Annotated in this window: 25 protein-coding genes and 2 tRNA genes; 17 read left to right on the top strand and 10 right to left on the bottom strand. The window is 70.2% G+C overall.

Annotated elements, in window-relative coordinates:
- The first annotated feature begins 139 nt into the window (after positions 1-139).
- Positions 140-463 carry a thioredoxin gene (trxA, locus tag F4692_RS07335; protein ID WP_299930264.1) on the top strand — a complete coding sequence of 108 codons (324 nt, stop codon included), beginning with the start codon at positions 140-142 and terminating at the stop codon, positions 461-463.
- On the opposite strand, the gene F4692_RS07330 is transcribed toward trxA, so the two are convergent.
- Positions 456-1136 carry a GNAT family N-acetyltransferase gene (locus tag F4692_RS07330; RefSeq protein WP_179618897.1) on the bottom strand — a complete coding sequence of 227 codons (681 nt, stop codon included), beginning with the start codon at positions 1134-1136 and terminating at the stop codon, positions 456-458. The two genes, trxA and F4692_RS07330, sit on opposite strands and share 8 nt — an antisense overlap.
- 43 nt (positions 1137-1179) lie before the next feature.
- Here F4692_RS07330 and F4692_RS07325 point away from each other — a divergent pair, with 43 nt between their 5' ends.
- Together F4692_RS07325 and F4692_RS07320 are read left to right on the top strand one after the other, a co-directional pair.
- Positions 1180-2394: a pyridoxal phosphate-dependent aminotransferase gene (locus tag F4692_RS07325; RefSeq protein WP_179618896.1), complete on the top strand. Its 1215-nt coding sequence runs from the start codon at positions 1180-1182 to the stop codon at positions 2392-2394.
- A gap of 47 nt (positions 2395-2441) precedes the next feature.
- Positions 2442-3221, top strand: coding sequence for a lysophospholipid acyltransferase family protein (locus tag F4692_RS07320; protein WP_179618895.1), 780 nt, complete (start codon positions 2442-2444; stop codon positions 3219-3221).
- A gap of 160 nt (positions 3222-3381) precedes the next feature.
- Here the strand turns inward: F4692_RS07320 and F4692_RS07315 are convergent, their stop codons facing one another.
- The 8 genes from F4692_RS07315 to rpmH form a co-directional block, all read right to left on the bottom strand.
- On the bottom strand, positions 3382-4386 hold the full coding sequence (locus F4692_RS07315; protein WP_179618894.1) for a ParB/RepB/Spo0J family partition protein: 1005 nt from the start codon (positions 4384-4386) through the stop codon (positions 3382-3384).
- On the bottom strand, positions 4383-5486 hold the full coding sequence (locus F4692_RS07310) for a ParA family protein (RefSeq protein ID WP_179618893.1): 1104 nt from the start codon (positions 5484-5486) through the stop codon (positions 4383-4385). Before F4692_RS07310 ends, F4692_RS07315 begins: the two co-directional genes overlap by 4 nt.
- A 40-nt stretch (positions 5487-5526) precedes the next feature.
- The gene (gene rsmG / locus F4692_RS07305; RefSeq protein WP_308645195.1) at positions 5527-6228 is read right to left on the bottom strand and encodes a 16S rRNA (guanine(527)-N(7))-methyltransferase RsmG; all 702 of its coding nucleotides are present in this window, start codon (positions 6226-6228) and stop codon (positions 5527-5529) included.
- 50 nt (positions 6229-6278) lie between these two features.
- Positions 6279-6827 (bottom strand): Jag family protein, encoded by a 549-nt coding sequence (locus F4692_RS21055; RefSeq protein ID WP_179618891.1) that lies wholly within the window; start codon positions 6825-6827, stop codon positions 6279-6281.
- A gap of 62 nt (positions 6828-6889) precedes the next feature.
- Positions 6890-7828, bottom strand: coding sequence for a membrane protein insertase YidC (gene yidC, locus F4692_RS07295; protein ID WP_218858349.1), 939 nt, complete (start codon positions 7826-7828; stop codon positions 6890-6892).
- A gap of 36 nt (positions 7829-7864) precedes the next feature.
- On the bottom strand, positions 7865-8119 hold the full coding sequence (yidD, locus tag F4692_RS07290) for a membrane protein insertion efficiency factor YidD (RefSeq protein WP_179618889.1): 255 nt from the start codon (positions 8117-8119) through the stop codon (positions 7865-7867).
- Positions 8116-8469: a ribonuclease P protein component gene (gene rnpA, locus F4692_RS07285; RefSeq protein ID WP_179618888.1), complete on the bottom strand. Its 354-nt coding sequence runs from the start codon at positions 8467-8469 to the stop codon at positions 8116-8118. The genes yidD and rnpA overlap by 4 nt, the downstream gene beginning before the upstream one ends.
- Before the next feature lie 24 nt (positions 8470-8493).
- Entirely contained in the window at positions 8494-8631 is a 138-nt protein-coding gene (rpmH, locus tag F4692_RS07280) for a 50S ribosomal protein L34 (RefSeq protein ID WP_011758123.1), read from the bottom strand.
- Positions 8632-9137: 506 nt separating this feature from the next.
- On the opposite strand from rpmH, the gene dnaA reads away from it, so the two are divergent.
- The 11 genes from dnaA (at position 9138) to F4692_RS07230 (ending at position 21290) form a co-directional block, all read left to right on the top strand.
- On the top strand, positions 9138-10586 hold the full coding sequence (gene dnaA / locus F4692_RS07275; protein ID WP_179618887.1) for a chromosomal replication initiator protein DnaA: 1449 nt from the start codon (positions 9138-9140) through the stop codon (positions 10584-10586).
- A 468-nt stretch (positions 10587-11054) separates the two neighbouring features.
- Positions 11055-12191 (top strand): DNA polymerase III subunit beta, encoded by a 1137-nt coding sequence (gene dnaN, locus F4692_RS07270; RefSeq protein ID WP_179618886.1) that lies wholly within the window; start codon positions 11055-11057, stop codon positions 12189-12191.
- Between the two features lie 193 nt (positions 12192-12384).
- On the top strand, positions 12385-13359 hold the full coding sequence (gene gnd / locus F4692_RS07265) for a phosphogluconate dehydrogenase (NAD(+)-dependent, decarboxylating) (protein ID WP_179618885.1): 975 nt from the start codon (positions 12385-12387) through the stop codon (positions 13357-13359).
- A 1-nt stretch (position 13360) separates the two neighbouring features.
- Complete coding sequence (gene recF, locus F4692_RS07260; protein WP_179618884.1) at positions 13361-14497, top strand: DNA replication/repair protein RecF; 1137 nt, start codon at positions 13361-13363, stop codon at positions 14495-14497.
- A complete protein-coding gene (locus F4692_RS07255) occupies positions 14487-15071 on the top strand; it encodes a DciA family protein (RefSeq protein WP_179618883.1) in 585 nt (194 codons plus the stop codon). Before recF ends, F4692_RS07255 begins: the two co-directional genes overlap by 11 nt.
- A 269-nt stretch (positions 15072-15340) precedes the next feature.
- Positions 15341-17536, top strand: coding sequence for a DNA topoisomerase (ATP-hydrolyzing) subunit B (gene gyrB, locus F4692_RS07250; protein WP_374757291.1), 2196 nt, complete (start codon positions 15341-15343; stop codon positions 17534-17536).
- A gap of 51 nt (positions 17537-17587) precedes the next feature.
- On the top strand, positions 17588-20329 hold the full coding sequence (gene gyrA, locus F4692_RS07245; RefSeq protein ID WP_179618882.1) for a DNA gyrase subunit A: 2742 nt from the start codon (positions 17588-17590) through the stop codon (positions 20327-20329).
- A 7-nt stretch (positions 20330-20336) separates the two neighbouring features.
- Positions 20337-20882 (top strand): DUF3566 domain-containing protein, encoded by a 546-nt coding sequence (locus tag F4692_RS07240; RefSeq protein WP_179618881.1) that lies wholly within the window; start codon positions 20337-20339, stop codon positions 20880-20882.
- A gap of 83 nt (positions 20883-20965) precedes the next feature.
- A tRNA-Ile gene (locus F4692_RS07235) sits at positions 20966-21039 on the top strand.
- Between the two features lie 34 nt (positions 21040-21073).
- The gene (locus F4692_RS20690; RefSeq protein ID WP_308645194.1) at positions 21074-21199 is read left to right on the top strand and encodes a DLW-39 family protein; all 126 of its coding nucleotides are present in this window, start codon (positions 21074-21076) and stop codon (positions 21197-21199) included.
- Positions 21200-21214: 15 nt separating this feature from the next.
- Positions 21215-21290: transfer RNA gene (locus F4692_RS07230), tRNA-Ala, on the top strand.
- A gap of 127 nt (positions 21291-21417) precedes the next feature.
- On the opposite strand, the gene F4692_RS07225 is transcribed toward F4692_RS07230, so the two are convergent.
- A complete protein-coding gene (locus tag F4692_RS07225; RefSeq protein WP_179618880.1) occupies positions 21418-22083 on the bottom strand; it encodes a MarR family winged helix-turn-helix transcriptional regulator in 666 nt (221 codons plus the stop codon).
- 98 nt (positions 22084-22181) lie between these two features.
- On the opposite strand from F4692_RS07225, the gene F4692_RS07220 reads away from it, so the two are divergent.
- Genes F4692_RS07220 through F4692_RS07210 form a run of 3 tightly spaced genes read left to right on the top strand, consistent with a single transcriptional unit; the run spans position 22182 to position 23772 of the window.
- Positions 22182-22727 carry a carboxymuconolactone decarboxylase family protein gene (locus F4692_RS07220; RefSeq protein ID WP_179618879.1) on the top strand — a complete coding sequence of 182 codons (546 nt, stop codon included), beginning with the start codon at positions 22182-22184 and terminating at the stop codon, positions 22725-22727.
- 15 nt (positions 22728-22742) lie between these two features.
- On the top strand, positions 22743-23225 hold the full coding sequence (locus F4692_RS07215) for a TlpA disulfide reductase family protein (protein WP_179618878.1): 483 nt from the start codon (positions 22743-22745) through the stop codon (positions 23223-23225).
- A gap of 10 nt (positions 23226-23235) precedes the next feature.
- Complete coding sequence (locus F4692_RS07210; RefSeq protein ID WP_179618877.1) at positions 23236-23772, top strand: P-loop NTPase family protein; 537 nt, start codon at positions 23236-23238, stop codon at positions 23770-23772.
- Positions 23773-23782 lie beyond the last annotated feature (10 nt).

Genomic DNA, 23782 nt, shown 5'->3' with positions numbered 1-23782 from the left:
GTCCCGTCGCGTCCGGCCGTGATGTCGGCGCTGTGCGCCGGGAACATCTGTCGGGGGCGTGGTGTTGACTTGGCACACCCGCTGGAGACCGGACTCCGGCGGCCCGAGACCACTGATCCCACCGAAAGGGGCACGTGCCGTGGCCAACATCGCCGCTGTGACCGACGCCGAGTTCGAGGCGCAGGTCCTCAAGTCCGACAAGCCCGTCCTCGTGGACTTCTGGGCCGAGTGGTGCGGCCCGTGCCGCCAGGTCGCCCCGATCCTCGACGAGCTCAACGCCGAGCACGGCGAGAAGCTGACGTTCCTCAAGATGAACGTCGACGAGAACCCGGTGACCCCTTCGTCCTACCGCGTGACCGGCATCCCGACCATCAACGTCTACCAGGGCGGCGAGGTCGTGAAGTCCATCGTCGGCGCCAAGCCCAAGGCCGCGCTGCTCAAGGAGCTCGACGGCATCATCTGATGCGACGCGCGGTCGAGACCGCGCACAGCTGGTCGTGAGAGGCGACCCGCACCGATCCGATCGGGCGGGTCGCCTTCTGCGTGGGGCGCACGGCGCCCCACACCCGCTCCAGGGCGAGCTCGACCTCGTCCTTCCAGCTCAGCGCGGTGCGCAGCTCCATCCGCATCCGCGGCGTCGTCGGGTGCGCCCGCTGGGTCTTGAAGCCCACGCTGCCGAGGAACTCCGCCGGCAGCACGCACCCGTCCGCGCGACCGCGGGTGTCGCCGTACGCCTCGACGGCGGTGTGCCCGCGCTCGACGAGGTCGGCGGCCATCGCCTGGACGAGGATGCGGCCGAGCCCGCCGCGCCGGTGCGCCGGGTCGATCCACGCCGTCGCCGCGATGACCGCGTCCGGGGACCCGGGGGCCGTCGGCAGCGCCGCCGCACCCGGCAGCCGGGCCGCGGGGGCGTACAGGATGTGCCCGACCGTACGCCCGTCGACGCGCACCACGCGCCCGCACGAGCCCCAGTCGCGGAGCACGGTGGAGACCCACCGCTCCTTCTCGGCGATGCGCTCCTGCTCGTCGAGGCGCGCCCGGTCGACCGGCGAAAGCTCCCAGAACAGGCACGCGCGCACCGGCTCGGCCAGCTCTGCGAGGTGGTCGACCGTCAGGCGGGTGGTCTTGCGCGGCACGTGTCCGATGCTAGTCCGCTCGGCCGCCTGCGAGGATGAGCCCGTGCGCCCGATCCGACAGAGCAAGAAGCTGCAAGGTGTCCGCTACGACGTGCGCGGGCCCATCCTGGTCGAGGCGCAGCGGCTCGAGGCAGAGGGCCACCGCGTGCTGAAGCTCAACATCGGCAACACCGCGCCGTTCGGGTTCGAGGCCCCCGAGCAGATCCTCGCCGACATGATGCACCACCTGCCGCAGTCGCAGGGGTACGCCGACAGCCAGGGCATCTGGTCGGCGCGGACCGCGGTCATGCACTACTACCAGTCGCGTGGCCTGCGCGAGGTCGGCGTCGAGGACATCTTCATCGGCAACGGCGTCTCCGAGCTGATCTCGATGGTGCTCCAGGCCTTCGTCGACGACGGCAACGAGATCCTGGTGCCGGCCCCGGACTACCCGCTGTGGACGGGTGCCGTGACGCTGGCCGGCGGGATCCCCGTGCACTACCGCTGCGACGAGGCGGACGACTGGAACCCCGACCTCGCCGACATCGAGTCGAAGATCACCGAGAACACGCACGCGATCGTCCTCATCAACCCCAACAACCCGACCGGTGCGGTCTACAGCGAGGAGACGGTCAGGGCGCTGGTCGACATCGCGCGGCGCCACGAGCTCGTCGTGATGGCCGACGAGATCTACGAGAAGATCCTGTTCGAGGACGCCGAGCACCACCACGCGGCGACCTACGGCGGCAACGACGTGCTGTGCCTGACGTTCTCCGGCCTCTCCAAGGCCTACCGGGTCTGTGGCTACCGCGCGGGCTGGGTGATGATCTCGGGGCCCAAGGAGATCGCCACCGACTTCCTCGAGGGCCTCACCCTGATCGCCAACATGCGCATGTGCGCCAACGTCCCGGCGCAGCACGCCATCCAGACGGCCCTCGGCGGCTACCAGTCGATCGAGGAGCTCATCGGACCCGGCGGCCGCTTCTACGAGCAGTCGATGCTCGCCCACCGGCTGCTCAACGAGATCCCGGGCGTCTCGAACGTCAGGCCGCGCGGTGCGCTCTACTGCTTCCCTCGGCTGGACCCCGACGTCTACGCGATCGAGGACGACCAGGAGCTCGTCCTGGACCTGCTGCGCGCCAAGAAGATCCTCGTCACGCACGGCACGGGCTTCAACTGGCCCGAGCCCGACCACTTCCGCCTCGTCACGCTGCCCGAGGCGAGCGTGCTCGAGGAGGCCATCGGCCGGATCGCCGACTTCCTCGCCACGCGACGCTGATCACGAAGGGTCGCGGCGCCCCGACGCCGGACCCTAGGCTCCTCGGCATGCGTGATGTGACCTACCCGCCGATCATCGTGGCCGCCAAGGCGGCGTTCCGGGTCCTGGGCCAACGCATCCGACTGTCCGGCACGGAGCACGTGCCCCGCGAGGGCGGTGTGCTCCTGGCCTACAACCACGTCGGCTACGTCGACTTCATCTACGGCGGCCTCGCTGCGAACCCCTCGGGCCGTCTCGTGCGGTTCATGGCCAAGCGCGAGCTCTTCGACCACCGCTACGTCGGACCGCTCATGCGCTCGCTGCATCACATCGAGGTCGACCGCGGCGAGGGCGTCGCCAGCTTCCACACCGCCGTCGACTACCTCCGGCAGGGCGAGGCGGTCGGCATCTTCCCCGAGGCCACGATCTCCCGCGCCATGGAGCTCAAGGAGTTCAAGACCGGCGCCGTACGCATCGCTGCCGCCGCCGGCGTGCCGGTCGTGCCCGTCATCATGTGGGGCACGCAGCGGATGATGACCAAGGACCACCCGCGCGACTTCTCCCGGGGCACGACCATCTCGATCAAGGTCGGCGAGCCGATCCACCCGTCGGGCGACGACCCGGTCGGGGACACCGCACGACTCCACGCCCGCATGTCGGACATGCTCGCGGAGGTCGTGGCCGACTACCCCGCCGCCGAGCAGCCTCCCGGCTCGTGGTGGGTGCCGGCCTCGATGGGCGGCTCTGCGCCCACGCTCGAGGAGGCGGAGCGGCTCGACGCCGCGGAGAAGCGGGAGCGCGCCCAGCGGCGGGCTGCCAAGCGCGCCAAGCGACAAAGCAACAGGTAGACCTGTCGACAGGTCTATCTGTCGCTTTGTCGACATCTAGCTGCGGAGTGATCCCCGGTCGGCCGGGGATCACTGACGTTGTCGGCCTTTGCAACGCCTGACAACGTCAGCGAGAGCCTGACAACCCCGGCGCCCCGAGGTCTCGGGCGGTCCGGCCGCCTCAGATGGGTCGGTCGTCCCGGTTGCGGGGATCCATGATGTCGACGATGCGACGCAGGTCGTCGAGGCTGGCGAACTCGACGGTGATCTTGCCCTTGGCCTTGCCGAGGTCGACCTTGACCCGTGTCTCCAGGCGGTCGGAGAGCCGGTCCGCCAGGTCGGTCAGCCCGGGCGCCACCGGCTTCTTGCGCAGCACGCGCGGGGCGTCCGGCTCCTCGACACCCATCGAGACGATCTCCTCGAGACCGCGGACCGAGATGCCCTCCGCCGTGACGCGTGCAGCAAGCCGGTCCTGCAGGCCGGCGTCGTCGACGGACAGCAGTGCACGAGCGTGCCCCGCGGACAGGACGCCCGCAGCGACCCTGCGCTGGACCGCCGGCGACAGCTTGAGCAGGCGCAGCGTGTTGGAGATCTGCGGCCGGGAGCGCCCGATGCGTTGTGCAAGCTCCTCGTGCGTGCAGCCGAAGTCCTCGAGGAGCTGGCCGTACGCGGCTGCCTCCTCGAGCGGGTTGAGCTGCGAGCGATGCAGGTTCTCCAGGAGCGCGTCGCGCAGCATGTCGTCGTCGTCGGTCTCGCGCACGATCGCGGGGATGGTGTCGCGTCCGGCCACCTGGGACGCGCGCCACCGGCGCTCGCCCATGATCAGCTCGTAGTCGTCCTCGCCGGTCCTGCGCACGACGACCGGCTGGAGGAGACCGACCTCGCGGATCGAGTGGACCAGCTCTGCGAGGGCCTCCTCCTCGAACACCTGACGCGGCTGCCGGGCGTTCGGGCGGACCTGGCGGATCGGGAGCTCGGCGAAGTACGCACCGGCGACCGATCCACCGGCGACCCCGCTGCCTGTGGCCGGTGCAGGCGGGTCGACCGTCGCGGCGGACACGACGGGCCCGCCAGCGCTGGACGACGGCTGGTCGGTCGGCGCCGGCGCCGCCTGGCTGGGTGCAGTGGGGATCAGGGATCCCAGGCCACGGCCCAAGCCGCGTCGGGGCGGGTTGGCGGCATTCATGCGGACGGTGCTCCCTTGCTGGCGATCTCGCGTGCTGCCTCGAGGTAGGACAGCGCTCCCGCCGATGCGGGATCGTAGGTCATCACGGTCTGGCCGTAGGACGGCGCCTCGGAGACGCGGACGGAGCGCGGGACGGCGGTCTTGAGCACCTGGTCGCCGAAGTGGCCGCGCACCTCGTCCGCGACACCGGCCGCGAGCCGCGTCCGCGCGTCGTACATCGTCAGCAGGATCGTCGAGATGGTGAGCTGCGGGTTGAGGTGCTGCTTCACCATGTCGACCGTATCGAGCAGCATGCCGAGACCTTCGAGCGCGTAGTACTCCGCCTGGATCGGGATGAACATCTCCTGGCCCGCCACCAGGGCGTTGAGCGTGAGGAGGCCGAGGGACGGTGGGCAGTCGATGAAGACGTAGTCGAAGCGGTCCTCGCCGATGTCGGCCGCCGCGCCGACCAGCGGGTGGGCCTCGATGGCACGGGACAGCCGCTGCTCGCGCGCGACCACGCTGACGAGCTCGATCTCGGCGCCGGCCAGGTCGATGGTGGCCGGCACCACCCACAACCCCGGCAGGTCGGTGGACTCGGTCATCACCTCCGCGAGAGGCCGACCGTCGACGACCATGTCGTAGGTCGAGGGCACGCCGCGGTGGTGCTCGGCGCCCAGGGCGGTCGAGGCGTTGCCCTGGGGATCGAGATCGATGACGAGCACCTTCTGGCCCAGCTGGGCCAACCCGGCAGCGACGTTCACCGTCGACGTCGTCTTGCCGACCCCGCCCTTCTGGTTGGCGACGACAAGGACGCGGGTGGCGTCCGGTCGTGGGACGCCCTGGCGCCGCAGCCCCCCCGTTCGCGCGAGCACGGAGTGCTGGGCGGCCTGGGCGAGGGGTGTTGCGTGGTCCGCGAACTCGGCGTCCTGCGCCGCGATGTCTCCTGCGGTGCGGGGCTGCCATGCGGGCCGTGTTTCACGTGAAACGTCCGTCGTCTCCGTTTCACGTGAAACCGACGCGCGATCACCCACCTGTGGATGAATGCCATCGATCTGTGGAGAACTGCGCTCAGCCCCACCCTCAGCAGCGGTGGAAAACGGGTTCGGCGTGTCGGGCATGGCGCGCCATCCCTCTCTCGCGGGCGGACGTTCGGTCAAGTCAGCTCACCTCTCGCGTGCTCGCACGTCGATCTCGACGCGCGCTGCGCCGCTTCTTCCCGTCACGCCTGCCGGCGCTCTGCACAAGGGGCCAACCTATCCGGGACGGATCAGACCAAGGGACCCGCACCAACGTCGTCGTCGGTTCGATCTTCGCTGCACCCACCTCGAGCACCTGGGGCTCCCCGCAACGCCAGGTCGCCAGGACGTCACGTGCGGCCGCGATCTCCTCGTGGATCGACTGACCCTTCATCGCGAGGAGCGCCCCCGATGGTGCCACCAGCGGCATCGACCACCCGAGCAGCCGCCCGAGCGGCGCCACGGCACGTGACGTTACGACGTCGAACGTCGCGTCACCGTGCAGGTCCTCGGCCCGACCGCGCACGACGGTGACCTGGTCCAGCTCGAGCTCCTCGACCACCTCGGCGAGGAAGGTCGTACGCCGCAGCAGCGGCTCGACCAGCGTGACCGCCAGATCTTGTCGTGCGATCGCCAGCACGATGCCCGGCAGCCCGGCTCCCGTGCCGATGTCGCACACGGTCGACCCGTGCGGGATCGCCTCCTCGATCACGGCCGAGTTCAGGACGTGACGCTCCCACAGGCGCGGTGCCTCCCGCGGACCGATGAGGCCGCGCAGCACCCCTTCGGTCGCGAGCAGCTCCGTGTAGCGCTCTGCGAGGGCCACCCGGTCGGACGCGAACACCCTCCGTGCCTCGGGAGGCGCGGAGGGTGTCTCACGTGAAACATCGTCGCTCACGCGGGCAGGATCACCACGTGGCGCTTGGGCTCGGCACCTTCGGACTCGGACGTGAGGCCGGCAGCCGCGACAGCGTCGTGGACGACCTTGCGCTCGAACGCGCTCATCGGCTCGAGCGAGACCGACTCACCCGACTCCTTCACCTCGGCGATGGACTTCTCGGCGAGGGCGACCAGGCGCGTGCGCTGCTCGGCACGGTGTCCACCGACGTCCAGCATCAGCCGTGACCGCTCGCCGGTCTCTCGGTAGACCGCGAGCCGGGTGAGCTCCTGCAGCGCCTCCAGCACCTCGCCGTTGCGCCCGACGAGCTGGCTCAGATCGGCGCCGCCGATCTGGACGCTCGCGCGGTCTCCCTCGACGTCCATGTCCAGGTCACCGTCGAGGTCCGCGATGTCGAGGAGCTCCTCGAGGTAGTCGGCGGCGATGTCGCCCTCGTTCTCGAGACGCTGCACCTTCGAAGGACGCGACGTTCCATCTGCGGCCTCGCCGGCATCGGCGGCATCGGTGCTCTCGACGGCCTCGCCGTCGGTCAGCTGCTCACTCACGTGTGTCTCCTGCTTCTCGATCAGGTGCGACGGCGGCGGGGCGCCGTCACGGGATGTCTGGGTCAGCGCTTCTTCTTGTTGCGCTGGGCCTTGGTCTGTCGCTGCGGCTGCTGCCGGGTCTGGGAACGCTCCTCGCGCTTCGCCTCGGCCTCGGCGGCGAGCCGCTCCTCCTCGAGCTGCGCCGGCGTCTTCAGGCCCTTGCGCTCGGCCTTCGCGCGGTCGCGCTCCTCCTTGGCGGCCGCGGCAGGCGTGCCGGGCGCCGGGTTGTTGCGGATGACGTAGAACTGCTGGCCCATGGTCCACACGTTCGACACGGTCCAGTAGACGAGCACACCGATCGGGAAGGCGATGCCACCGACGGCGAACACGACGGGGAGGACGTAGAGCAGCATCTTCTGCTGCTGGGCGTACGGGCCGGACAGGGCGTCGGCCGGCATGTTCTTGCTCATCAGCTGGCGTTGCGTCAGGAACGTGGTCGCGGTCATCGCCACGACGAGGACGGCGGCGAGGACCATCACGCCCGCCACGCCGTCGGACTGCAGGAAGGTGCCCGACACCGGGATGGTGTCGAACAGCTTGGAGTCGCCGAACTGCTTGGCGAGCGTCTCGTTGAGGAAGCCGTGCGGCTTGTCCTTCTTCGACGCCTGGTCGAGCATCCGGAACAGCGCCAGGAAGATCGGCATCTGGAGGAGGATCGGCAGGCACGAGGCGAACGGGTTGGTGCCCGTGTCCTTGTACAGCTTCATCGTCTCCTGGGCGAGCTTCTCCCGGTCGTGGCCGTACTTCTTCTGCAGCTCACGCACCTTGGGCTGGATGAGCTGCATGTTGCGGCTGGACTTGATCTGCTTCACGAAGAGCGGGATCAACGCCGCGCGGATCGTCACCGTCAGGCCGATGATCGACAGGATCCACACCGCGCCGCTCGCCGGGTCGAGGACCGTCGAGAAGAGCTTGTGCCAGCCCACCAGCACGAACGACACCGCGTAGTAGAGCGGCGTCATGATCGCGCCACCGATGGTTCCGAAGAAGTCGAGCACTCATGCTCCTCGAGTTGCAGTGGACTCCGCAGCCGTGGCGGTGCGGGAGGGAACGGGGTCGTAGCCGCCGGCCGCCCAGGGGTGGCAGCGGGTCAGGCGACGTGCGGCGAGCCAGGTGCCGCGCAGCGATCCGTGCTCGGTGACCGCCTCGAGGGCGTACGCCGAGCAGCTCGGGTGGTAGCGGCACACCTGGCCGTAGAGCGGGCTGATGGCGAACCGCCAGGCGCGGATGAGGCCGATGAGGAGGTGCTTCATGCGGCGCTCACCTTGGCCAAGGTACGACCCAGGTCCGCGCCGAGCGCGGCGTACGACGCGTCCGCCGCTGGGGGCAGCGCGCGGACCACGAGCGCAGCACGACCCGGGAGCCCCTCCAGAACTGCGAGGTGTTCCCGGGTCAGGTGCCGGAGTCGTCTCTTCACACGGTTGCGTGTGGCGGCGTTGCCCACGGCCTTGCTGACCGTGAACCCCACCTGCGCCGGGCCGGGTGCGCCGTCGGTGTCCACCCACAGGTGGACGACCAGGGTCGCTGAGCCGGCACGCCGACCGCTCCGGACCGCTCGGCGGAAGCCGTCAGCGTCGGTGAGGCGGTGGACAGCGGAGAGCACGGCGGTTGCCGTGGGCCCGGGCCGTCAGACAGCCAGGCTCTTGCGGCCCTTGCGGCGGCGGCTCGACAGGATCGCGCGGCCGGCACGGGTCCGCATGCGCAGGCGGAAGCCGTGCACCTTGTGACGGCGACGGTTGTTCGGCTGGTACGTACGCTTGCTCACGGCTATTTCTCCGAAGGTCTCGAGGGATGTCCACTCCACGCGTAGGTCAGTGCTTGGCCTGGTGATCAGGCGTTCGGCCGGCACCGCCCACCCACGCAGCCGCCAGGCGGCGGATCGTGGACATGCGGCACCCGTCGACACGGAGTGACCGGCCAACGGTACGCGGAGGGCAAACGGGGGGTCAAACCCGCGCGGCACCCCCGGGGGCGCCCTGTGGATGACATCTTGCCCGACGCGGCGCTCGGTTGTTACGTTCCAGATCTCCGCGGCCTGTGGATATCACCGGCCGGCCACGGTCGGCCCCCGCGGCCGACCCCAGCCACATGACCACCGAAACCCCTCCTGACCTGCGACGACGAGCGCGCGGCGCCGGGGTTCGACGTCTCGGGGAGCCCGGTTCCGACGATCGGGACGAGCAACTCACAGCTTGTGGACAACTCTGTGGACCACGGACCGGACGACCTCCGGGGTGATCCGCACAAACGGTGGAAGCGAAGGCGGTCCGGGTGGACGACCAGCAGGTAGATCTCCAGACGGCGTGGCTGCAGATCGTCGCTGACCTCCAGCCCAACCAGCGCGCCTGGTTGCGCCCGAGCGTGCCGATGACGCTGCACGAGAACACCGCGATCATCGCCGTGCCCAACGACTTCACGCGCAACCAGCTCGAGGGCCGGCTGCGCAACCACGTCGAGGACGCCCTCAGCGAGGTCTTCGGACGCGAGATCCGGATGCTCGTCACGGTCAACCCGGCACTGGAGGACGCCGAGCGCGCTCCCATCGATGAATCGACAGATCGATCTGTCGACGTGTCGACAATTGATCGGTCCTACGACTCCCCGTACGACTCCTCGCCCCCGGTGCCCGCCGAACCGTCCGAGCCCCCGACGGGCACCGGCGAGCGCCGCCCGTCGGCGCTGGAGACCCGGCTGAACCCAAAGTACACCTTCGAGACCTTCGTCATCGGCTCGTCCAACCGCTTCCCCCACGCGGCCGCGGTCGCCGTCGCCGAGGCACCGGGGAAGGCGTACAACCCGCTCCTCGTCTACGGCGAGTCCGGCCTCGGCAAGACCCACCTCCTGCACGCCATCGGGCACTACGTCCGCAGCCTCTACAGCAACGCCAAGGTGCGCTACGTCTCCAGCGAGGAGTTCACCAACGAGTTCATCAACGCGATCCGCGACGACCGGCAGGACCGGTTCAAGCGCCGCTACCGCGACGTGGACGTGCTGCTGATCGACGACATCCAGTTCCTCGAGGGGAAGACCCAGACGCAGGAGGAGTTCTTCCACACGTTCAACACCCTCCACAACGCGAACAAGCAGATCGTCCTGACCTCCGATCGCGCGCCCAAGCGGCTCGAGGCGCTGGAGGACCGGCTGCGCAACCGGTTCGAATGGGGCCTCATCACCGACGTGCAGCCGCCGGACCTCGAGACCCGCATCGCGATCCTGCGCAAGAAGGCGGCGATGGACCGGCTGACCGCCCCGCCGGACGTGCTCGAGTTCATCGCCTCGAAGATCCAGACCAACATCCGCGAGCTCGAGGGTGCGTTGATCCGGGTCACGGCGTTCGCCAACCTCAACCGCCAGGAGGTCGACATGACCCTGGCCGAGATCGTGCTCAAGGACCTGATCCCCGATGGCGGCGAGCCCGAGATCACGCACGCCCTGATCATCGCCCAGACCGCCGCGTACTTCGGCGTCTCGCTCGAGGACCTCACCGGCCCCTCGCGTGGCCGGCACCTGGTGATGGCCCGGCAGATCGGCATGTACCTCTGCCGCGAGCTCACCTCGATGTCGCTGCCGCAGATCGGGCGCGAGTTCGGCGGCCGCGACCACACGACGGTCATGTACGCCGACCGCAAGATCCGTCAGCTCCTCGCCGAGCGGCGCGCGGTCTTCAACCAGGTCAGCGAGCTCACCAACCGGGTAAAGATGCAGGCCCGCCAGGTCTGAGGCCGGTTTCGTCGCCCATGCCGTCGGGCACCACCAGCGCCGAGGACCTGCTCGTCCCCACGCCCTGACGTGTGGAGAACGTGTGGTTCGGTCCGCCCGGTCATCCCCAAGCCCTGTGGACACCTCGGGACGAACCACACGAGGAGCCGCCGCCTCCACACCCACGCGCGACTGGTCCGTCGCTCGTACACACCCGTCGTGCACAGCCGTCGCGCACGCTGACCTGCACGAACGTCAGTTGTCCACAGTTTCCACGGACCCTACGACGACTATGAACCTCACCACTGATCCCATCTCTCACCAACACCGAACCGCTCCCCCTCTGGGGAGAACCCTGCCGCCCGCCGGACCACGCGTGGCAGGATGCACTTCCCACGCGCGTGCGCGTGGCCCCCGCAGTGCCCCCAGCCGTGTCATGCGATCGTGCATCGCGCCCGCCGTGCCAGCTCTCTCGTCAAGGAGACCCTTGTGAAGTTCCGCGTCGACCGCGACGTCTTCGCCGACGCCGTCGCGTGGGCGGCTCGCAGCCTGCCCGTCCGCCCCAGCTCCCCGGTCCTGGCCGGTCTGCTGATCGAGGCGAGCGACGCCGGGCTGGTCCTCTCGACGTTCGACTACGAGACCTCCGCCCGCGCGACGCTGACCGCCGAGGTCAACGACGAGGGCAAGGCCCTGGTCAGCGGTCGACTCCTCGCCGACATCTGCCGCAGCCTCCCCGCCAAGCCGGTCGAGCTCACCCTCGACGGGCCGCGCGTCTCGCTCACCTGCGGCTCGGCCCGCTTCAGCCTGCAGACCATGCCGGTCGCCGACTACCCGACGCTGCCCGAGATGCCGTCCGCCACGGGCACCGTCTCGAGCGCCGACTTCGCGCACGCGGTCGCCCAGGCCGTCACCGCCGCGGGTCGCGACGACATGCTCCCCGTGCTCACGGGTGTGCGCATCGAGATCGACGGGTCCACCATGGCGCTGCTCGCCACCGACCGCTTCCGGCTCTCGCACCGCGAGCTCACCTGGAACCCGCAGTCCCCCGACGAGTCCGTCGCCGCGCTGGTGCCGGCGAAGGTCCTCGGCGACACCGCCAAGTCGCTCACCTCCGGCGCCGAGGTCACGATCGCGCTGAGCTCGAGCGGTGCGGGCGAGGGCCTGATCGGTTTCGAGGGCACCGGGCTGGGGGGCGTACGACGCACCACCACCCGCCTCCTCGACGGCGAGTTCCCCAAGGTCCGCTCGCTGTTCCCCGCCGAGCACCTCACCGTCGCCAAGGTCAACAAGGCCGAGCTCATCGAGACCGTCAAGCGCGTCGCCCTCGTCGCCGAGCGCAACACCGCCGTGCAGATGAAGTTCGGCGACGACCAGATCGTGCTCGACGCCGGCTCCGGTGACGAGGCGATGGCGACCGAGGCGGTCGACGCCGACATCAACGGCGACGACCTCACCACCGGCTTCAACCCGCAGTTCCTCCTCGACGGCCTGACCGCCATCGACGGCGAGTTCGTGGACCTCGCGTTCACCCAGGCGACCAAGCCCGTGGTCATCTCCGGCACCGACGCGGACGACGACACGAGCTCGTTCCGCTACCTGCTGATGCCGCGCCGCCTGCTCTCGTAGACGGTCGAGCGGCCGCGACGGACGAGCCAGTTCCGGGTGGTCAAGCAGCTGCGAGGGACGAGCGGCGTGTCGAGACCCGGACCCAGGTGGGTCTCGATACGCCCTGGCGCGACCTCGTTCCTCGGTCGCGGGGCCACTCGATCTCCCTCGACACGCCGTGCACTCGTTCCTCGTGCACGGCTAGTCTCGTGACATGGACATCGGACTCATCGGCCTGGGCAAGATGGGCGGCAACATGCGTGAGCGCATGCGCCGCGCAGGACTCACCGTCGTCGGCTACGACCGCAACCCCGACGTCAGCGACGTCGACTCGCTGACCGCGCTCGTCGAGGCGCTGCCGAGCCCGAAGGTCGTCTGGGTGATGGTCCCGGCGGGCGAGCCGACGCGGGCGACCGTCGCGGAGCTCTCCGAGCTCCTCGGCGAGGGTGACGTCGTCGTCGACGGCGGCAACTCGCGCTGGACCGACGACATCGCCAACGCCGAGCTGCTCGCGGAGAAGAAGATCGGCTACGTCGACTGCGGCGTCTCCGGCGGCGTGTGGGGCCTGGAGAACGGCTACGCCCTGATGTACGGCGGCGACGCCGACGACATCGCCAAGGTGCAGCCGGCGTTCGACGCGCTCCGCCCCGAGGGCGACTTCGGGTCCGTGCACGCCGGCAAGGTCGGCGCCGGCCACTTCTCCAAGATGGTCCACAACGGCATCGAGTACGCCATCATGCAGGCCTACGCCGAGGGCTGGGAGCTGCTCGAGAGGGCCGAGCTCACCGACAACGTCACCGAGGTCTTCCGGTCGTGGCGCGAGGGCACGGTCATCCGGTCCTGGCTGCTGGACCTGATGGTCAACGCGCTGGACGAGGACCCCGGCCTCAGCAAGATCGCCGGCTACGCGGCTGACTCGGGTGAGGGACGGTGGACCGTCGAGGCGGGCATCGAGCACGGGGTCGCCACTCCGGCGATCACCACCGCGCTCTACGCGCGGTTCGTCTCCCAGCAGGACGACTCCCCGACCATGAAAGCGGTCGCCGCGATGCGCAACCAGTTCGGTGGCCACGCGGTGCGCTCCTCCGCGCCCAAGGGCGGCGACGCCGAGGGCACCGCGGGCGCCGAGCAGACCGAGACGGCGAAGAAGGCCGGCGCCGGCACCGACCGGGAGACCGGCGAGAGCTGACTTGCACGTCGCACACCTGACCCTCCACAACTTCCGCTCGTACGCCGACGTCGACGTCGCGCTGGAGCCGGGGGCGACGGCGTTCATCGGCCGCAACGGCCAGGGCAAGACCAACCTGGTCGAGGCGATCGACTACCTCTCGCGGCTCTCCTCGCACCGCGTCGCGACCGACGCCCCGCTCGTGCGGGCGGGCGCCGACCAGGCGGTGGTGCGGGCCTCGGTGGTCAAGGAGGGACGTACGGCCCTGCTCGAGGTCGAGCTCAACCCCGGACGTGCCAACCGCGCACGGATCAACCGCTCCCCCCTGCCCCGACCGCGCGAGATCATCGGTCTCGTCCGGACCGTGGTGTTCGCCCCCGACGACCTCACCCTGGTCAAGGGCGACCCGTCGGACCGCCGCAAGATGCTCGACGACCTGCTGGTCCTGCGCACCCCCCGGCTCGCCGGTGTCCGGTCCGACTACGACCGGATCCTCCGGCAGCGCAACAGCCTGCTCAAGACCGCCGGGGTGGCGCGCGGGACCTCGCGCGACGCCGCGATGTCCACCCTCGAGATCTGGGACGACAACCTCGCCCGTGTCGGCGCCGAGCTCCTGGGCGCACGCCTCGCGCTGGTGGAGGACCTGCGGCCCTACCTCGGCAAGGCGTACGAGGCCGTGGCGCGCGGCGCCAGCCGTGACGACGCCGACCTGGAGTACCGCGCGAGCGTGGACGTCGGCTCCCCCGACCAGGACCTCCGCACCGCGCTCCTCGACGCGCTCGCCGTCCGACGCAAGGAGGAGCTCGACCGCGGGATCTCGCTCGTGGGCCCGCACCGCGACGAGCTGCTGCTCACGCTCGGCAACGCCGAGCTGCGGCTGCCGGTCAAGGGCTATGCCTCGCACGGGGAGTCCTGGTCCTTCGCGCTCGCGCTCCGACTGGCGTCGTACGACCTGCTGCGCGCCGACGGCGACGACCCGATCCTGGTGCTCGACGACGTCTTCGCCGAGCTCGACGCCGAGCGACGCAGCCAGCTGGCGCAGCTCGTCGCCGGTGCGGAGCAGGTGCTCGTGACCGCGGCCGTCGCGGCGGACGTGCCGGCCTCGTTGCAGGGGGTGCGGTTCCTGGTCGCCGACGGGGCGGTGACCCGTGACGACTGATGACCGGCCCGACCAGTCCGAGGGGCCCGACCAGCCCGACCAGCCGGGCGAGGACGCGACCGCGACGCCGCAGCACCGCGCCGACGGCCTCGACCTGGCCCGGGCCGCCGCCCGGGCGGCCGCCGCGAGTCCCGGCACCCCGCCCGCCCGGCGCAGGTCGTCGACCGCCCGCCGTCGTACGGGCCCTGGCAAGGCGTCCGGCGCACGTCCCGACGACCGCGACCCCCAGCTCCTCGACCAGGCGATGGGCCGCCTCATCGCGTCCCACGGCTGGGAGGTCGACTTGAAGGTCCAGGGCGTCTTCGGGCGATGGGCCGAGCTGGTGGGCGACGAGGTCGCCGACCACTGCACCCCGGAGTCGTTCGACGACGGCCGGCTCGTGGTCCGCACGGACTCGACGGCCTGGGCGACCCAGCTCAAGCTGCTCGCCCCCGCCGTGGTGCGCCGGCTCAACGAGGACCTCGGCCACGGCACGGTGACGCTCATCGAGGTGCTCGGACCGCACCTGCCCAGCTGGAAGAAGGGCCGCCTCTCCAGCCGGGACGGCCGGGGCCCGCGGGACACCTACGGCTGAGGCGCGTTCTGGCGATCTGGGAGCCCGCTCGACGCATAGGGCCCTACCCGCGCCCCTGTTCGTCGCGCTGGAGGCGGCTCACGGGGCCGTACGGGGCGATTTTCCCCACCGATCCCTCCCCAACCCCGGGTCGATGCTTCGGTCGAGGGCTTCTGACGGCTATCATGGACGCACGAGTCGCATGCCGGTCCGTGCTCTGCACCGGTGCGACTCGACGCATGTCGAGCGCCCCCGGAGCCGGTCCGGGGCGATGAGCAGAAGGCCGTGCCTTGAGCGAAGAGAACCACGACTCCACCGCCGCTCCCGACCAGCCCGCCGACGCCTCGTTCACCGAGGCCGAGCGCGCCGAGGCGCTGGCGGCAGCCGTCGGCCCGGCCGCGGTCGAGAGCGAGGACCGGCGTTCCTCGACGGCCGTCGACGAGGGCACCGAGTACGACGCCTCCGCGATCCAGGTCCTCGAGGGCCTCGAGGCGGTCCGCAAGCGCCCCGGCATGTACATCGGGTCCACCGGCGAGCGCGGTCTGCACCACCTCATCTGGGAGATCGTGGACAACGGCGTCGACGAGGCCCTCGCGGGCTTCGCGACCAGGATCGTCCTCACGCTCCAGAACGACGGCGGCGTCCGGGTGGAGGACAACGGGCGCGGCATCCCCACCGACACCGCGCCGGGCCAGGACATGCCGGCGCTCACGATGGCGCTGACGATGCTCCACGCCGGCGGCAAGTTCGGCGGTGGCGGCTACAAGGTGTCCGGCGGGCTGCACGGCGTCGGCGTCTCGGTCGTGAACGCCCTCTCGACCCGTCTCGTCGCCGAGGTGAAGAACCGCGGCCACCTGTGGCGCCAGTCGTTCCAGCTCGGCGTGCCGGATGCCGACCTCGAGCAGGTGCGTACGCTCGAGGACGGCGAGGGCACCGGCACCACGGTGACCTGGTACGCCTCCGAGGACATCTTCGAGCACACCACCTACAGCCTCGAGACCATCACCTCGCGCCTGCGCGAGATGGCGTTCCTCAACAAGGGCGTCGAGTTCGTCGTGCGCGACGAGCGCGCCGACGCCGACGCGATCGTCGACGCGATCGAGGACGACACCGTCGCCGCGGAGGTCGACACCGCGAGCCACGACGCGATCAAGCGCGGCGAGACCGGCGGCCTGGTGCAGGTCTTCAAGTACGACCGCGGCCTCGTCGACTACGTCGAGCACCTCAACCGGCGCAAGGACAAGGCCAACGCGACGGTCATCGCCTTCGAGGCCGAGACCGCCGAGGGCGCCACCGGGCAGCACATGAGCCTCGAGGTGGCGATGCAGTGGAACACCTCGTTCACCGAGTCGGTGCACACCTTCGCCAACAACATCAACACCCACGAGGGCGGCACCCACGAGGAGGGCTTCCGCGCGGCGCTCACCTCGCTGGTCAACCACTGGGGCGAGGAGTGGGGCCTGATCAAGAAGCGCGAGGACCGGGTCAGCGGCGACGACATCCGCGAGGGCCTGACCGCGATCGTGTCGATCAAGCTCGGCGAGCCGCAGTTCGAGGGCCAGACCAAGACCAAGCTCGGCAACACCGAGGCCAAGGGCTTCACCCAGCGGATCATGAACGACCAGCTCGGCGCGTGGTTCGAGCAGAACCCTGCCGAGGGCCGCGACATCGTCCGCAAGTCCCAGGCCGCGGCCTCGGCCCGGATGGCCGCCCGCAAGGCCCGCGACCTCGCTCGCAACCGCAAGGGACTCCTCGGCGGCGGCGGCCTGCCCGGCAAGCTGCGCGACTGCAGCTCGCGCAACCCGGCCGACTGCGAGGTCTTCATCGTCGAGGGCGACTCCGCCGGCGGCTCGGCCGTCATGGGCCGCGACAACACGATCCAGGCGATCCTCCCGATCCGCGGCAAGATCCTCAACGTCGAGAAGGCCCGCATCGACAAGGTCCTGGCCAACACCGAGGTCCAGGCGATCATCTCCGCGCTCGGCACCGGCGTGCAGGAGGAGTTCGACCTCGACAAGCTGCGCTACCACAAGATCGTGCTGATGGCCGATGCCGACGTCGACGGCCACCACATCAACACGCTCCTGCTGACGCTGCTGTTCCGCTTCATGCGGCCGCTGATCGAGGCGGGCCACGTCTACCTCGCCCAGCCCCCGCTCTACCGGATCAAATGGAACAAGCCCCACGAGCACGAGTACGTCTACTCCGACTCCGAGCGCGACGCCCTCATGCGTGACGGCCTCGCGCAGGGCAAGAAGCTGCCCAAGGAGGCGCCGATCCAGCGCTACAAGGGTCTCGGCGAGATGAACGCCGACGAGCTGTGGGACACCACGCTCGACCCCGACCAGCGGGTGCTGCTCCAGGTCACGCTCGAGGACGCTGCGCAGGCCGACGAGATCTTCTCGATCCTCATGGGCGAGGACGTCGAGCAGCGCCGCTCCTTCATCCAGCGCAACGCCAAGGACGTTCGATTCCTCGATATCTAGGTCTCTAAGCCCCGTCCTAGACATCCGTAGAACGCCAGAGAGAAGCTGAGAATGACCGAGACCCCCACCGACCTCACGTCCGGCTCCGGCGGTGGCCGCGTGCAGCCCGTCGACCTGCAGGAGTCGATGAAGCGCTCCTACATCGACTACGCCATGGCCGTCATCGTCGGCCGTGCGCTGCCCGACGTGCGCGACGGGCTCAAGCCCGTGCACCGCCGCGTGCTCTACGCGATGTACGACGGCGGCTACCGCCCCGACCGCGGCTTCAACAAGTGCGCGCGCGTGGTGGGCGACGTGATGGGTAACTACCACCCCCACGGCGACTCGGCGATCTACGACACCCTGGTCCGCCTCGCCCAGCAGTGGGTGATGCGCAACCCGCTGGTCAACGGTCAGGGCAACTTCGGGTCGCCGGGCAACGACCCCGCGGCGGCCATGCGGTACACCGAGTGCCGGATGGCGCCGCTCGCCATGGAGATGGTGCGGGACATCGACGAGGACACCGTCGACATGACCCCCAACTACGACGGCAAGACCCAGGAGCCGACGATCCTGCCGGCGCGGTTCCCCAACCTGCTGGTCAACGGGTCGGCCGGCATCGCGGTCGGCATGGCGACCAACATCCCCCCGCACAACCTGCGCGAGGTCGCCGACGGCGCGATCTGGGCGCTCGAGCACCCCGACGCCACCCGCGAGGAGCTGCTCGAGGCCCTCCTGGAGCGGATCAAGGGCCCCGACTTCCCCAACGGCGCGCTCATCGTCGGCCGCGAGGGCATCGAGCAGGCCTACCGCACCGGCCGCGGTTCGATCACCCAGCGGGCGATCATCGAGGTCGACGAGGACCGCGCGGGTCGCACGATGCTGGTCATCACCGACCTGCCCTACATGGTCAACCCCGACAACCTGCTCGTGAAGATCGCCGAGCTCGCCGACGCCGGCAAGGTGCAGGGCATCGCCGACGTCCGCAACGAGACGTCCTCGCGCGTGGGCCAGCGGATCGTGGTCGTCCTCAAGCGCGACGCGGTCGCCCGGGTCGTGCTCAACAACCTGCTCAAGCACACCGAGCTGCAGTCCAACTTCTCGGCCAACATGCTCGCGCTCGTCGACGGCGTGCCGCGCACGCTCAGCGTCGACGCGTTCATCAGCAACTGGGTCACCCACCAGGTCGAGGTCATCCAGCGGCGCACCCGCTACCGCCTCGCCGAGGCCGAGAAGCGCGCACACATCCTGCGTGGTCTCGCCAAAGCGCTCGACGCGCTCGACGAGGTCATCGCCCTCATCCGCAACAGCCCCGACGTCGACGACGCCCGCGTGGGCCTGATGGAGCTGCTCGAGGTCGACGAGGTCCAGGCGACCGCGATCCTCGACATGCAGCTGCGCCGCCTGGCCGCGCTGCAGCGCCAGAAGATCGTCGACGACCTGACCGCCATCGAGCTGGAGATCGCCGACCTCGAGGACATCCTCGCCAACGAGACGCGCCAGCGCTCGATCATCTCCGAGGAGCTCACCGGCATCGTCGACAAGTACGGCGACGACCGCCGTACGCAGATCATCGCGGCCGACGGCGACCTGTCGATGGAGGACCTCATCCCCGACGAGGACCTCGTCGTCTCGATCACCCGCGGCGGGTACGCCAAGCGCACCCGCGCCGACCAGTACCGGCTCCAGAAGCGCGGCGGCAAGGGCGTACGCGGTGCGACGCTGCGCGGCGACGACGTCGTCCAGCACTTCATCGCGACCACCAACCACCACTGGCTGCTGTTCTTCACCACAGCCGGCCGCGTGTACCGCACGAAGGCCTACAACCTCCCGGAGGCGGCGCGCGACGCCAAGGGCGGCCACGTCGCCGGCCTGCTGAGCTTCCAGCCGGACGAGGACATCGCCCAGGTGCTTGCGATCCGCGACTACGACCAGGCGCCCTACCTCGTCCTGGCCACGCGCACCGGCCTGGTGAAGAAGACCAAGCTGGGCGACTACAACAGCCCGCGGCAGGCCGGCGTCATCGCGATCAACTTCCGCGAGGACGACGACGAGCTGATCGGCGCCGAGCTGGTCAACGCCGACGACGACATCCTGCTCGTCTCGCGCAAGGGCCAGGCGATCCGCTTCCAGGCCAACGACGACCAGCTGCGTCCGATGGGCCGGGCCACCGGCGGCGTGCGCGGCATGAAGTTCAAGCACGACGACGACTCGGTGCTGTCGCTCTCGGTGATCCGCGCCGACCAGGTCGCGGCCGAGGAGGCCGCGGTCTCCAGGGCGGAGGCGGCCGGTGAGTCCACCGACGCCGGGGACCTGCCCGACGTGAAGGAGCAGTACGTCTTCACGATCACCGACGGCGGCTACGCCAAGCGCTCGCGCATCACCGACTACCGCATCACCAACCGCGGTGGCGTCGGCATCCGCGCCGTCCGGCTCACCAACGAGGACCGCGGCGGCCTGGTCGGTGCGTTCATCGTCGAGGAGGGTGACGAGGTCCTGTCGATCACGAGCGGTGGGCAGGTCGTCCGCAGCCCGATCGACGCCAACTTCCGCGCCACCGGCCGCGACAGCCAGGGCGTGAAGTTCGTGACGCCCAAGAAGGGCGACACGGTCGCCGTCGTGGCCCGCTCGGTCGAGGCACGTGAGGACGACGAGGTCGAGGCCGAGGCAGACGCCGAGGTCCAGTCCGACGTCCAGCCGGACGCCGGCGAGGCCGCAGCCGTTTCGCCCGACGTGGCCGACGGTGCAACAATCGTGGGCCAGGACGCTGTGGACGACAGCGCCGACACCCCCGACGACGACACCGAGGAGTGAGTGATCCATGTCGGAACGCACCGCGACTCCGCGCCGTACCTCCGGGGACGAGCCCGCGAAGCGCTCGCTGACCGGGCGGCTGCAGGACACGCTGTCCAACGCCGCTGAGGAGCACCGCGCCAACGCCACGCCCAAGGAGGCGCGCGGCAGCCGCGTACGCCGGGCGCCGGGCCGCCAGCCCCGGCGCGCGCGCCTGCGACTGACGCGGATCGACCCGTGGTCGGTGATGAAGACGTCGTTCCTGCTGTCGGTCGCCTTCGGCGTCGTCACGTTCGTCGCGATCTTCATGGTGTGGTCGGTGCTCGGCGCCGCCGGCGTCTGGGACTCCATCAACTCCGCGGTGGCGAGCATCGTCGAGGGCGACAGCGGCAACTCGACCTTCGACGTCACCGACTACGTCGGGATGTCCCGGGTCCTGGGCTTCACCCTGCTCGTGTCGGTGCTCGACGTGGTGCTGATCACCGCGATCGCCACGCTCACCGCCTTCCTCTACAACCTCGCGGCCGCCCTCCTCGGCGGCATCGAGGTCACCCTCGCCGAGGACGAGAAGTGAGCCCTGCTCGCTGACTCCCTCCCCGATTGGCACGGGTCAGTGACGGTCGGGTAATCTTCGGCGTCGCTGGTCAACCAGCGTGCGGGCCTATAGCTCAGACGGTTAGAGCGCTTCCCTGATAAGGAAGAGGTCGGAGGTTCAAGTCCTCCTAGGCCCACTCCATCCCCCTTCGACAGCGAGGAGAACCGCTCGTGAAGAAGCTCCTCCTGATCGCCCTGGCCGCCGCCGGCGCGCTCGTCGCGAAGCGGAAGATGGACGAGGGCAAGAACGAGCAGGCCCTCTGGGCCGAGGCCACCGATCCCGTCGAGAAGGCCTGACGCGCGTTCCCTTCCGGGGCCTTGGCGCAATTGGTAGCGCACCTGCTTTGCAAGCAGGGGGTTAGGGGTTCGAGTCCCCTAGGCTCCACCACGTCCCGTCCCGGCCGGCGGCGCGCCTGGCTCGGGCAGACGTCGCTGACGCAGCGGTAGCGAAGCGCCATCGGGGAACCCCGGCTCGACCAGGGCAGGCCCATGCTCCCCGATCCTGCTCGAGGCCTCTAGGAGGCCGCGGAGCGCGGCTGATGCTCCGCGCAGTCCACCCGCAGGTGGGCGTCGTCGAAGTCGACCTGCAGCAGGTCGCAGCGGTAGGGCAGCCCCGTCCCCGCGCTGCCGTCGGCGAAGAAGACGCACGTGAGGCACGTACGCGCGACGCTGACGACTCCCTCGCCGTGCAGGTCGGCGACCAGCCCGAGCAGCACGCGCAGGGTCGTCGCCTTGTCGGCCTCGGGCACCTCGCCGAGCCGCGCGGTCAACGGTCCGTCCCACTGCGTCAGCCGCTCGGAGAGCTCCTCTCCCGAGGCGGTGAGCGAGTAGACGACGTTGCGGCGGTCCGCGGGGTCCTGGACCTTCTCGACGAGCTCCTTGCGGCGCAGGGCGCTGAGCGCCTCGCTCGCGGTGGCCTGGGAGACGTCGAGCTCCGTCGCGAGGTCGCTGCCGCGCGCCCGGCCATCGAGCGCGCGTACGCGCAGGAGCAGCTGGTGCTGCAGCGGGCTGACGCCCTCGGCGTACGCCTGGCGCAGGAGCATCGTGCGCGTGACGTGGCCCATCCGCTCGACTGCGGCGGCCAGGCGCTGGTCGAGGTCGTCCACCCGCGCGCCGGCCGCGCCCTCGTGCACCGCGGAGTCCTCGGGCAGGCCGTCGGGTGCAGGGTTACCGGAATTCACTTAGGAATCCTAAGCGAAATGCTTGACACGGCTCAAGAGCAAATCGTTTAGTAGTCCTAAGGGTTCACCACGGACCCACTGACGAAGGAGCAGATGACATGACACGAGTCGACCTGATCGATCCCGCCACCGCGGGTCCCGAGGTGAAGCCCGTCCTCGACCAGATCCACGCGGCGTTCGGCACCACGCCGGCGATGTTCCGCGCGGTCGCCAACTCGCCGGCCGCCCTGGAGATGATGTGGGCGGGCTTCGGCGCCCTCGGGCACGGCCGCTTGGACGCCCGTCTCGGCGAGCAGGTCGCCGTCCTGGTGGCCGACCGCAACGCGTGCGAGTACTGCCTGGCCGCCCACACCGCCCTCGGGCGGAAGGCCGGGGCGACCACCCAGGAGATGGGTGAGGCGCAGGCCGGCCGCTCGGACGACCCGCGCACCGCCGCTGCGCTGGCGTTCGCGGAGAAGCTGGTCGAGGACCGCGCCCAGGTCGGTGACGAGGACGTCGCGGCCCTGCGCGCGGCCGGCTTCGACGACCAGGACGTCGTCGAGCTCGTCGCCCACGTCGCGCTCAACCTCTTCACCAACTACGTCAACGTCGCGCTGGGCGTACCCGTGGACTTCCCGCGGGTCGCCCTGCTCGAGCGGGCGTGAGGGAGCGCGTACGCCATGGCTGACCCGGGCGCCCTGACGCTCGACGACTGGTCGGTGAGCGAGTGGCTCGGTGCGCCGCACCAGGACTTCGCGGTCGGCGACCTCGCCGGCCGCGTCGTCCTGGCGGCCGCCTTCCAGATGCTCTGCCCCGCGTGCGTCGAGAAGACCGTGCCGCAGCTGCGACAGGCCGCGGCGACGTTCCCCGCCGGCGAGGTCGCGGTCGTCGGCCTGCACGCGGTGTTCGAGCACCACGACGCGATGACCCCGGTGTCGCTGCGGGCCTTCCTGCACGAGTTCCGCGTGACGTTCCCGGTCGCCGTCGACGAGCCGTCGTCGCGCGGGCCCGTACCGGTGACGATGGAGCGCTTCGGCATGCGGGGCACCCCGACGGTGATGCTGTACGACCGGCGCGGCGTGCTGCGGCGCCAGACGTTCAGGCACGTGTCCGACCTCGAGCTCGGCGCGCAGGTCGCCGGACTCGTCCTCGGGGACGTCTAGGCTCCATCGCGTGGATCCCTGTCGCGTGCTCGTCATCGGTGCGACGGCATCGGGCACGACCACCCTCGCACGGGCGCTCGCGGACCGCTGGTCGGTGCCGCACGCGGACACCGACGACTACTTCTGGGTGCCGACGGACCCGCCCTACACCGAGAAGCGGGACGAGCAGCGGCGCCTCGACCTGATGGCGGAGATGTTCCTGCCACGTCCGGCGTGGGTGCTGTCCGGATCGGTCATGGGGTGGGGCGAGGTGCTGCTCGACCACGTCGACACGATCGTCTTCTGCTCCCTCGACCCGGAGGTGCGCCTGGCGCGGCTGCGGGCCCGCGAGGCCACGAGGTACGGCGACCGGATCCTCGCGGGTGGCGACCTCGCGACCACGCACGAGGAATTCGTGACCTGGGCGGCGGGCTACGAGACGCCCGACTTCCCCGGTCGCAGCCGCACGCTGCACGAGGAGTGGATGACGCGGTTCGACGGGCCGGTCGTCCGCGTCGACACCGCCGCGCCGGTGGCCGATCTCGTCGAGGCCCTCGTCGGGACGTGATCTCTCGCCC

This window comes from Nocardioides cavernae, assembly GCF_013410035.1.
Taxonomy (GTDB): domain Bacteria; phylum Actinomycetota; class Actinomycetes; order Propionibacteriales; family Nocardioidaceae; genus Nocardioides; species Nocardioides cavernae_A.
The sequence above is the reverse complement of the archived record's forward strand: the minus strand, read 5'-3'. Positions and strand labels throughout refer to the sequence as shown.